The following is an 11035-nucleotide window of genomic DNA, read 5'->3' on the forward strand; positions in this document are numbered from 1 at the left end:
GGGCAGGCACTCCGGGCTACCGTGTCTGGCGCAAAGCCAGCCGGAGCGGGGGATTCAGCCTGTTCCGCGGCCGGGAGCGGAAGAAGCAGGAGGCCGGAACGGGAAAAGGACGGAAGCCGCGCCGCCGGGGCAGATTCTGGATCATCCTGAGCCTGCTGCTGATTCTGGCTGTGCTTCAGGGGCTGCGTTATGTCGAGCAGCATTTGAAGCCGCCGATCCTCCATCTGGCGCAGATCCGGGTGAAGCAAATCGCTACGGAATCCATTAACAAGGCGATTACTTCCCAGGTTGCGGACGGCGGGAACGCGGAAGCGCTGATTGACTGGAAGACGGATAAGAACGGTAAAATATCCGGGTTCATGCTCAACTATAAGGAGCATATGCGGATTACTTCACAGGCGGCCGAAGTCATCCAGTCCACGCTGCAGGAGCTGCATAACCAGACGGAGCATATTCCGCTGGGCCAGGCGCTGGGCAGTCCGCTGATTGCTTCATTTGGGCCGGATATTCCTATCAAAATTGAACCGCAGGGCGCGGTAAAGGTGGAGCTGAACACACGGCAGCAAAATGCCGGCATCAACATGATTCTCGTTGAAGTCTTTATTCATATTGTGACCGAGGTAGCGGTCGTCATTCCGTTTGATATGGAGCCGCAGGTCGTGGATACAGAAATTCCTGTCTCCTACCTGATGGTTGTCGGCGATGTCCCGATGTACTATTACGACAATCAGGGCCAGCCTGTCGGCGAGAACGGCAGCAGCGCGCCGGGAATAGCTATTCCCGCACCTTCACTGAACACGGAGAAGAACGGAACTGGCGTAGACGGCACAGTACCTGATGAAAGCGGCTCAGGCGGAAATACGAACAGCGGAGAGAATAACACACCGGCCGGGAGCGGCAACTCTGCGCCTAGCACAAACGCCGGGAATGCCGGGGCCAATGCGGGCGGCGGAGAGTAACGGGATATATGATGGGTAGAACAAATAAGTGGAAAAACTCCATTTGCTGTTGGCAGAATCTCTGATTCCGGTGACTTAGTTGGAAAAACGGCACTTAATTTCAGCCGGATTCGCTGACGGCGGGGATATAGACAGAATTAAGTGTCATAAATCCAATTAATTTCTGTAAGGCAAGCAAACCGGAATGATTAAGTGGAGGAAATCCAACTGCTGTACCTCGGAGGGTTCAGGGACAGCGATAATGCGGGCCTTCGGGCCGTTGAAGCGATAATGAAAAAGACTATTAACCGCAACCCAAGAAGAAGAGCCGCCACAGAATGGGCGGCTCTTCTGTATTTGCTCGAACAGGAACGTTAGCCTCTCTTAACGTGGCATAGAAACGTGAAACCCTCGTACCACATTGCTGTTTACGTGACAGGAACGTTAGCTGCTCTTAACGTGGCGTAGAAACAGCTTCTCTCCCGGACTCCGTGCACGCTCCCAATAATATTCCACCAAACCAATATTAATGCACTATGAATAAGCCGGAACGGCTTTTATAATTAGGGCAAAGATGCGGCTGATATGTAATTCAAACCAATTCGGGGGCTGAGCATAGTGAGAATATTGATCGTGGATGATGAGCCCAGACATCTCAGAGGGATGGTCAATCTGATTGGGCGGCTGCGTCCGGAGGACCAGGTGGTGGTGGCGAAGGATGGCTTGTCGGCCATGGAACTGGTGAAAGCCCACGGACCGGAAGCCATATTGACGGATATCCGCATGCCTGGCATGGATGGACTTGAATTTCTGGAACGGCTTAAGGTAGAAGGCATTAAAACCAGGGTTGTAATGGTATCCGCTTACAATCTGTTCGAGTATGCGCAGAAGGCGGTTCGTCACGGCGCTTTTGATTACCTGTTGAAGCCGGTGGAGATTGAGAAAATTGCGGATGTCTTAAGCCGGATCGACCTTCAGCTGACAGCGGAAAGGCAGCAGTACCGCGAAGAGGAAGAGCTGCAGCACCGCCTGAAGATGGCTTCTTCCGCCTACCTGAGCCGGTTGATACTGTCCTGGCTGAACGGCAGTGCGGCCCCGGAGGAGCTGGAGGAGCTGAACCGTTATGAGTGGCTGCGGGAGAGCGGTGTGGCTGTGTATTCGGAGCTGCAGCACCGCCGGGACAGCGGGGAACAGCAGGACAGCGGCTCCTTCGTCCGCTCTCTGGAGCAGGCCTGGTCTGAGTGGGGGGAGGCCATAACCGTTCCCTTAAGCGGGATGATGGAGGACGGCGTTCAGGCGGCCGTGACCTTGATCGCGCTGGAAGCGCTTCCTCAAGGCAAGCGGGAGGAGGCCCGCTTCATCGCCCAGTCATTGGCGGCTGAGTGGGCGCATGCGGGACAGCTTGTCCACGGGGTTGGGCCGCAATGCCATTCCCTGCTTACCGAAGCGCCGCGGTCGTATCTTGCAGCCAGGACGGCCAACAGCTACAATTTCTACGATTTCCGGCAGGGATTGCTTTTTGCGGATGAGCTTATTTCAACACCCGGGGCTGGAGCTCCTGACTGGGGCAGGCTGTATGATGCTTTGAAAATGGACGATGCAACCCTTGTTCAGGAGGTCTGCGCTGAGACCGTCTATCAGCTCGCGGATGCCGGACAGGCCAGTCCCATGCTGCTGAAGGAGCAAGCCTCGCTGATGCTGCTGCAGATCCGGAGTGACCATCAGGATATTCTGGACAAAAAGACGGGGCAGATGCTGACCGATACAGCCACGCTGCTGATCCGTTCATGCAGTTCCTATCAGGAATTAATGACCAAACTTAACCATGCTCTCCGGGAAGCGCATCTAGCCCTGGCCTTATCCAGACAGGATAAGAGTGAGGTGGTCATCGCGGAATGCCTGGGCTGGATACAGGGGCATACGAAAGAGAACCTTACACTGGAACGGGCAGCCGAGCATTTCCACTTTAACCCCTCCTATTTCAGTACGCTGATCAAGAGCAGGACGGGAAAGACCTTCTCTGAGCATGTGACGGCGGTCCGTATGAAGCGGGCCAAAGAGCTGCTTGCAGCGGAGCAGTTCAGAGTATACGAAATTTCCCTGGAATGCGGATTTCAGGATACGAAATATTTTTGCCGTGTATTCAAGAAATATCATGGCATGTCGCCAAAAGCTTATAAGCACGCACTTTCGCAAAGGAAACGGGAGGCATGAAGATTACCTTCCGTTACCGGCTGCTGGCAAGCTACATCTTGCTGATCGCGGTTCCCCTACTCGTACTCGGGGCATTGTTCTATCGGACCAGCCTGAAGATTATCACGGAGCAGGCTCAGAAGAATGTGTATGAGATTGTCAAAAAAAACAATGAAGTCATGGACACGAAGCTGCGGATCGTGGACCAGAACAGCATGTCCTTATTTCTCGATAAGGATCTGTTCCGGATTTTTAGCCATTTGGACCCCGCGAACCAAGTGGAGCTTTTTGCAGCTGACCGGCAGGTGACGGCAGTGCTCGGCAAAACCTTTTCCCAGAACCAGGATATCTATGCCTACCAGCTATGGACCTCATACTTTACCTTCGGACAAACGCTGCCGCAAGGAGACCCGGTTCAATCGGATATATACGATCTGGCCCGGCAGGCAGGGGGGAAGCTGGTGTGGATTCCTACCTATGATTTCGTATCTATGTTCAACCAGCCTTATCTGCAGGACGGGAATCTGGAGTTCCGTTATTTGTTCTCCGCCACACGCGTGCTTGATTTCACGTATCTCAGCAATACGAAGCTGGAGAAGATGGATGCCGGGGTGGAACGCCCTGTACTTGCCATTAGCTTCAAATCCGAGGTGCTTAAATCCTTGTATGAGGACAGCATACCGGGAAGCTCGCGCTATATGGTGCTCGATCCGCATGATAAGGTGGTCGCCAGCAGTGAGCCGGGGGCTGTTGCGCAGACCTATAAGGAGGCGTGGCTGGACGAGCTGCAGCAAGAGAAAAGCGGGGCGCGGAGAATGACGCTGGACGGTAAAGCGGTGATCGTCTGCTTTGACCGCTCGGAGGTTACCGGCTGGATGTCTGTCGTGTGGATTCCGGAAGCAGGGCTGGTGAGCAGCTTTTTGCCGGTGATCCGCGCTTCCATTACTGTCATGGCCGTTGTGATGGGGATTGTGGCGCTTATCCTCGCTTTTTTCATTGCCGGCAAAATTACCAAACCGATCAAGCGGCTGTTAAGCGCGATGAGATCGGTGGGCGAAGGAGATTTCCAGACCCGCGTGGATGTGGTGAGCAACGATGAGTTCGGCATTTTGACGCAGCGCTTTAACCGGATGAATGACCGGATCCATCTGCTCGTGACAGAGAATTACGAGACCAAGCTGAAGGAAAAGGAAGCCGAGATTCAGGCGCTGAACATGCAGATGCATCCGCATTTCCTGTACAATACCCTGAATGTGATGAACTGGACGGCGATTGAGAATGATCAGCAGGAGCTCAGCAAGATGCTTGTCTGCCTGTCCAATATGCTGCATTATACTTCGAGGAAGACATGGGGCGCCGTTCCTTTGTCCGAAGAAATGAACTGGATGAATAACTATTTCTATATTATGTCGATCCGGTTCGAGGACAAGTTCACTGTAGAGTATGATATGGACCCGCGGCTCTTCGAATACGATGTGCCACGGCTGCTGTTCCAGCCTTTTGTGGAAAATGCGATTCTTCATGGCTTCGATCAGACCGAATCGGGCGGCATCATCGGGATCCGCGGCTGGATTAACGGCAGAACCCGGCATTATGAGGTGGCCGACAACGGCCGTGGCATGAGCCAGGCGACTGTAAATGCGATTCTGCACCAGAAAGCATCTTCCGTGGGTATCAAGAATACCATTGACCGCATTCAGATGACCTATGGCGGCGAGTACGGAATCTCCATCTTCTCTTCTCCGGGAAAAGGTACAAAGGTGGCCATTACACTGCCGCTGTAAACCCAATCACAGTCCACCAATCCAAAGAGATTAGGGTTATGTAAGCGTTATCCTGTAATTTATAATAAAGGCATCATAGACTGCAGCTATGAACCCGTTGAACTTAGAAATCGAGAGGGGCTCGGAATATGTTGCTACCAAGAAAATCGGTCTTCATTACATTGGCTCTGATTCTGATGCTAGCCGCTGTGCTGTCTGCGTGTTCGAAGTCGGGTACAACAAGCCCTGAGACTTCCGCGCCTTCCGGAAATGCCGGATCGAAGGAGAACATTACGCTGCGGATGACTGTATGGGGATCACCGGAAGAAGTGGCTCCTTACAAAAAAGCCATCCAGAATTTCGAGGCCAAGCATACAAATGTCAAGGTTGAGCTTCAGCATATTGCCGCTGATTATGATACCAAGCTGACGACCATGGTCGCCGGAAATGATGTTCCGGATATCGCCATGATGGAATCGGGTACGATTGCCTTTCCGATGGCGGAGCAGGGCAAATTCTATAATCTCCAGGAATTTCTCGATACGGATGCCGACATCAGTCCGGATACGCTGGTTCCCAATATTACCTATTCACTGGAGCCGGGCAATGTAATTGGAATCGGACCAGGGCCGGAATCCTTCGGACTGTTCTACAATGAGGATATCTTCAAGGAAGCCGGAATAGAGCCTCCCCCGTCGAATGTGGCGGATGCCTGGACCTGGGATGAATTCGTCGAGGTCGCCAAGAAGCTGACTGTGGACACCAATGGCAAAACAGCAGCCGACCCGGACTTCGATCCCAAAAAAATTAAGCAATATGGCGCAAATCTCTCCACCTGGTGGGGGGTATACAGCAACTTTATCTATTCCAACGGCGGGGATTTCATCTCGGCGGATGGCAAGACCTTCGCGCTTAACCAGCCGGAGGCTGTCGAAGCCCTCCAGAAAATAGCCGATCTGATGAATGTGCACCACGTATCCCCTTCACCCGTGCAGTCGAAGAATATTCCGGCAACGAATGTAGCTCTCCAGACCAAGAAAGTAGCGATGACGGTGGACGGGCAATGGGCAAGCGCAGGGCTCGCCCAGTCGAAGTTCAACTTTAACGTCGGGGTCATGCCTGTAATGAAAGAGCCGGTAACCACCGTAGTCTGCGGCATGTTCTCCATCTTCAAATCCACCAAGCATCCACAGGAGACCTGGGAGCTGCTGAAGGCGCTGCTCGATCCTGAGGCTTCCATTGATATGCTTACAGCCGGAACATGGATGCCTTCTCCCAAGGACTGGTACACCGATCCGGCGCTGCTCGCCAAATGGACAGAGAATCTGGATGCCAGACCCTCCGGCTATAAAGAAGCCATCGTCGATGTAATCTTGACCAAAGGGCACCAGACGCCGACCGGCTATGTAAAGAATTTCAACAATATTATGGATCTGGTTAATCCCGCCCTGGATAAGGTATGGCTCGGCCAGCAAACCGCCCAGGAAGCGATGGACTCGATCGCCGTAAAGGCCCAGGCCCAAATTAAGGGACGCCGCGATATCAAGGAATAATCAACTGCGAAACTAGTAGCAGGGAGCGGCGTCCGAACCCTCGTTCGCCGTTCTTTTTGCCGAAATTTCGAGACTGGAGGCCGGTATGCGAAAGGGAATGTTCTATGGGCTGCTGTTCACCGCCCCCGCCATACTTGGGTTTGCCATTTTTACGCTGGGTCCCATGATCGCAAGCCTGGTGCTCAGCCTGACCAACTATAATGTGTTCAAGGATCAGACGTCTTTTGTCGGTCTGGATAATTTCGTGCGGCTGTTCTCAGGTGAGGATGAGCTGTTCTATAAATCGCTGGGAATCACCTTTTATTTCGTCGTGCTGCGTGTGCCTGCAGTTATTCTTATTTCTTTCGGCATCGCGCTTCTGCTCAATCTCAATGTAAAGGGAAGAGCCATCTTCCGTACGATTATCTATCTTCCGAGCATCGTTCCGGCGGTGGCCTCGGCCATGATCTGGATGTGGCTGCTCAATCCCGATCTGGGCCTCATCAATTCGCTGCTCAGCCGGCTGCATCTGCCGACCAGCGACTGGCTGTATGGGGAAAGCAGTGTCATCCCGTCAGTGGTTCTTACCACGCTATGGGGCATCGGCAGCACGGTGATTATTTTTCTCGCCGGACTTTCCGGCATCCCCCGGCAGTATTACGAAGCGATTGAGGTGGATGGAGGCGGCTGGTTCCGCAAGCTGAGCCACGTGACAGTTCCGATGGTCACCCCTACGATCTTTTTCAATACAATCATGACCATAATCGGCTCCTTCCAGGTCTTCAACGAAGCTTATATTCTGACGCAGGGCGGACCGAACAACCGGAGTCTTTTCTATGTATTTTATTTGTGGAGAACGGGCTTCCGGGATGCCGAGATGGGATATGCGTCTGCGCTGGCCTGGATCTTGTTCATCATCATTCTGTTCTTTACCTTTATCGTCTTCAGAACCTCGAAGTCATGGGTGTATTACGAAGGGGGGGACCGTGCTTGAGGCCATCGAAGCTTTCACTTACCGCAAGCTACGGAGCGCTTATCCTGATCTCTGCCATGTTCGTCATTCCGTTTGTCTGGCTGATCCGCAGCTCGCTGATGAATTTATCGCAGATTTTCACCATGCCTCCCGAATGGATACCGAAGCCGTTTCAGTGGAGCAATTTTCATAAGGCGCTTACGGTGCTGCCGTTCGATGTTTTCTTCAAGAACACACTGATCATTGTGGTTACGGTGCTTGTGGGAACCGTAATTACCAGCAGTATCGGGGCCTTCGGATTCTCACGGATTCAGTGGAAGGGCCGGGATACGGTGTTTGCCATCCTGATGACCAGCATGATGCTGCCGGCGGCGGTCACGATTATCCCGAGCTTTCTCGGCTGGCAGCTGATGGGTCTATACGATACGCTGTATCCGCTGATTGTACCCGCTTATTTCGGCGGCGGAATCTTCAATATCTTCCTGCTCCGGCAATTCTATCTGACGATCCCGCGCGATTTTGATGAAGCGGCTTTTGTGGACGGGGCGAATTACTGGCAAATCTATACCCGGCTCATCTTTCCTTTAAGCCGTTCCGCGATCATCGTGGTTGCCTTATTCAGCTTTCTGGCCTCCTGGAACGATTTCATGGGCCCGCTGATTTACCTGAAAAGCGATAGTCTCTTCACCCTTGCCCTGGGTCTGCAAATGTTCCAGGGTACCTACACCGCGCAGTGGGATCTGCTGATGGCGGCCTCGGCCACCGTCGTTCTGCCCTGCGTCATTGTGTTTCTGGCCGGGCAGCGTTACTTTCTGGAGGGCATTACCTTAACAGGATTAAAAGGATAAAGGAGGCGGGGAACGGAAATGGCAGAGCAACAAGCGAAGCTGCATGCCTGGCAGGGTGTGTCTTTTACGAGTATAACAATCAATGACAAGTTCTGGCGGCCGCGTCTGGAGGCGCTCCGGCAGACCACTCTGCTGGACTGCTTGTCCAAATGTGAGGATACGGGGCGCATCGGCAACTTCGCCAGGGCCGGGGGCCTAATGGAAGGGCATTACGAAGGCAAATATTATAATGACTCGGATGTCTACAAGGTGCTTGAAGGCATAGCCTATGCGCTGATGTCCAAGCGGGATGCGGCGCTGGAAGCTGAAGCCGACCGGATTATCGGGCTTATATCGGCAGCGCAGGAAGCGGATGGATACCTAAGTGCTTACTTTACACTGGAGCATCCGCAGGGCAAATGGACGGATATGGAGAAGCACGAGATGTATAACGGCGGCCATTTGATTGAGGCGGCGGTTGCCTATTATGAAGCGACCGGCAAGCGCGGGCTGCTGGAGGTGGCCTGCCGTCTGGCCGATCATTATGATGATGTGTTTGGTCCCGGCAAGCGGCACTGGGTGGAAGGGCATCAGGAGATCGAGCTGGCGCTGGTGAAGCTGTACCGCGTGACCAGGGCCGAGCGCTACTGGAAGCTTGCGCTGTGGCTGCTGGAGGAGCGCGGCCATGGACATGGCGCGGGCGCGATCTGGGACAATCCGGAATGGGGGCCGGCCTATTGCCAGGATGATGTTCCCGTCCGTGAGATTAAGCAGGTGACCGGGCATGCTGTCCGTGCCATGTATATGTACACGGCAATGGCGGATATTGTCCATGCTTCAGGGGATTCCGCTTATGCGGAGGCTCTGCACCGGGTCTGGAGCCACACGGTGGAGCGCAACATGTATGTAACGGGCGGCATTGGGCCATCCAGGCATAATGAAGGCTTCACCTTCGATTATGACCTGCCCAATGAAACAGCCTATTGCGAGACCTGTGCCGCCATTGCCATGGTGTTCTGGAATCACCGGATGAACCTGACGTTCGGAGACGGCAAATACGCCGATGTGGTAGAGCGTGAAATGTACAACGGCGCCTTGTCCGGAATATCCCTGTCCGGGGATAAGTACTTCTATGTCAATCCGCTTGCTTCACAGGGCGGGCATCATCGTGTCCCCTGGTTCGAAACCTCCTGCTGTCCGACCAATCTGGCCCGCTTCCTGCCTTCTCTGGGCCAATACGTCTATGCCATTACTGAAGATGGCCTGGCGGTCAATCAGTATATGAACAGCGAGGCGAAGCTTGTGCTGGGCAGCGGACTGGGTGTCGGTCTGAAGCTGAGCACCCTGTATCCCTGGAATGGCCGGATTGAGCTTGAGGTGAACCCTGCAGCAAGTGCCGGCTTCAGTATCCGGCTGCGTGTGCCGGAATGGTGCAGGGGATACCGGCTGGAGGCCGGCGGCGTCAGCATCAGTGGAGCCGAAGCTTTGACGGATCAGGGGTATCTGGTGCTGAACCGGCACTGGTCGCCGGGAGATACGGTTGTGCTTGAGCTAGATATGCCTGTGAATCTTGTGCGGGCCAAGCCGGAAGTGGAGGCGGACAGAGGGAGGGTTGCCGTTCAGCGGGGACCCGTGGTGTACTGTCTGGAGCAGACGGATCATCCTGGATTGTCCTATGATGCCTGCTCCATTCCGCCCCGGGCGAAGTTCCGGGTGGAACACCTGCCGGGGCTGCTGGGCGGGGTGACGGTGCTGCAGAGCCGGGATGAAGAGGGCAGACCGCTCCGGTTCATTCCCTATTACGCCTGGGACAACAGAGAGTCCGGCTTCATGCAGGTCTGGATCCGGGAACAGGAAGAGAACGGACTATACAGCTGTTAATTTGCAGATTGCGGAGAAAGGAGGGAGGTTCGCTTGCGAGGAATTACGAACCCGATCGTGCCGGGCTGGTATGCAGACCCCGAAGCCAGGACCTATCACGGCAGGCATTATATTTATGCCACCAGATCATTTACGGAATATACACGGCAGATGAATCTGGATGCCTTCAGCTCCGAGGACCTGATCGATTGGAAGGTCCATGAGAGCATTATTGAAATGGATGATTTCCCCTGGATCTGGAGAGCGGTATGGGCTCCGACCCAGATCGAGCATAACGGCCGGTATTATATTGTCTTTGCCTCGAACGATATCCAGAAGGACGGTGAAGCAGGAGGGCTGGAGATTGCCGTTGCGGATGCTCCCGAAGGCCCTTACAGGGGGTACCTCCAAAGGCAGCTGATCGGTGAGTTCATTCACGGCGCCCAGCCCATCGATGCTCATCTGTTCAAGGATGATGACAGTGCAATCTATCTCTATTACGGGGGCTGGGGGCATTGCAACGTGTGCCGGATGAATGAGGAAATGACGGGCTTCGTGCCTTTCCCGGACGGTCAATTGATCCGGTCCGTTACCCCGCCGGGTTATGTGGAGGGACCGTGCATGATCAGGAAGGACGGTCTTTATTATCTGATGTGGTCGCAGGGAGGGTGGACCAACGGGACCTACCGGGTGGCCTACGGTGTAAGCGATAATCCGCTGGGGCCATTCGATAACAAAGGGACCATACTGGAGAGGCAGGAGCCTCTAGCGGAAGGCCCCGGCCATCACGGATATTTACATCTTCCTGACCGTGATGAATGGCTGATCGTCTATCACCGGAGACTTATCGGAGACCCGGAGCCGGGCAACCGTATGTTATGTATTGACCGAATGGAATTCGATGCCGGCGGAATCAGGCCGGTAGTGATGACAGGCGGGTGGTAAGCGC

General features: G+C 54.1%; 8 protein-coding genes. All 8 read left to right on the forward strand.

What is annotated here, in order from left to right; all coding sequences use genetic code 11:
• On the forward strand, window positions 1-959 hold a 959-nt coding region (gene yunB, locus QW71_RS28010), incomplete at its 5' end, for a sporulation protein YunB (protein ID WP_373604795.1).
• A 597-nt stretch (window positions 960-1556) separates the two neighbouring features.
• Window positions 1557-3152: a response regulator gene (locus QW71_RS28015; protein ID WP_039307159.1), complete on the forward strand. Its 1596-nt coding sequence runs from the start codon at window positions 1557-1559 to the stop codon at window positions 3150-3152.
• Entirely contained in the window at window positions 3149-4915 is a 1767-nt protein-coding gene (locus QW71_RS28020) for a sensor histidine kinase (protein WP_039307161.1), read from the forward strand. Before QW71_RS28015 ends, QW71_RS28020 begins: the two co-directional genes overlap by 4 nt.
• A 128-nt stretch (window positions 4916-5043) precedes the next feature.
• Window positions 5044-6447, forward strand: a complete 1404-nt coding sequence (locus tag QW71_RS28025) for a sugar ABC transporter substrate-binding protein (RefSeq protein WP_052770358.1) — start codon at window positions 5044-5046, stop codon at window positions 6445-6447.
• A gap of 85 nt (window positions 6448-6532) precedes the next feature.
• Window positions 6533-7420 (forward strand): carbohydrate ABC transporter permease, encoded by an 888-nt coding sequence (locus tag QW71_RS28030; RefSeq protein ID WP_039307163.1) that lies wholly within the window; start codon window positions 6533-6535, stop codon window positions 7418-7420.
• 56 nt (window positions 7421-7476) lie between these two features.
• Window positions 7477-8247, forward strand: coding sequence for a carbohydrate ABC transporter permease (locus QW71_RS28035; protein ID WP_052770361.1), 771 nt, complete (start codon window positions 7477-7479; stop codon window positions 8245-8247).
• Window positions 8248-8265: 18 nt separating this feature from the next.
• Window positions 8266-10107 (forward strand): glycoside hydrolase family 127 protein, encoded by a 1842-nt coding sequence (locus tag QW71_RS28040; RefSeq protein ID WP_039307167.1) that lies wholly within the window; start codon window positions 8266-8268, stop codon window positions 10105-10107.
• A 33-nt stretch (window positions 10108-10140) separates the two neighbouring features.
• Entirely contained in the window at window positions 10141-11031 is an 891-nt protein-coding gene (locus tag QW71_RS28045) for a glycoside hydrolase family 43 protein (RefSeq protein WP_235441573.1), read from the forward strand.
• Window positions 11032-11035 lie beyond the last annotated feature (4 nt).

It is taken from the genome of Paenibacillus sp. IHB B 3415, from assembly GCF_000802655.2.
Classification (GTDB): Bacteria; Bacillota; Bacilli; order Paenibacillales; family Paenibacillaceae; genus Paenibacillus_AQ; species Paenibacillus_AQ phytohabitans.

Bases quoted from the DNA above. Each gene is read 5' to 3' on its own strand.
- QW71_RS28035 (WP_052770361.1), top strand. From the start codon at position 7,477: ATGTTCGTCATTCCGTTTGTCTGGCTGATCCGCAGCTCGCTGATGAAT.
- QW71_RS28020 (WP_039307161.1), top strand. From the start codon at position 3,149: ATGAAGATTACCTTCCGTTACCGGCTGCTGGCAAGCTACATCTTGCTG.
- QW71_RS28030 (WP_039307163.1), top strand. From the start codon at position 6,533: ATGCGAAAGGGAATGTTCTATGGGCTGCTGTTCACCGCCCCCGCCATA.
- QW71_RS28040 (WP_039307167.1), top strand. From the start codon at position 8,266: ATGGCAGAGCAACAAGCGAAGCTGCATGCCTGGCAGGGTGTGTCTTTT.
- QW71_RS28025 (WP_052770358.1), top strand. From the start codon at position 5,044: ATGTTGCTACCAAGAAAATCGGTCTTCATTACATTGGCTCTGATTCTG.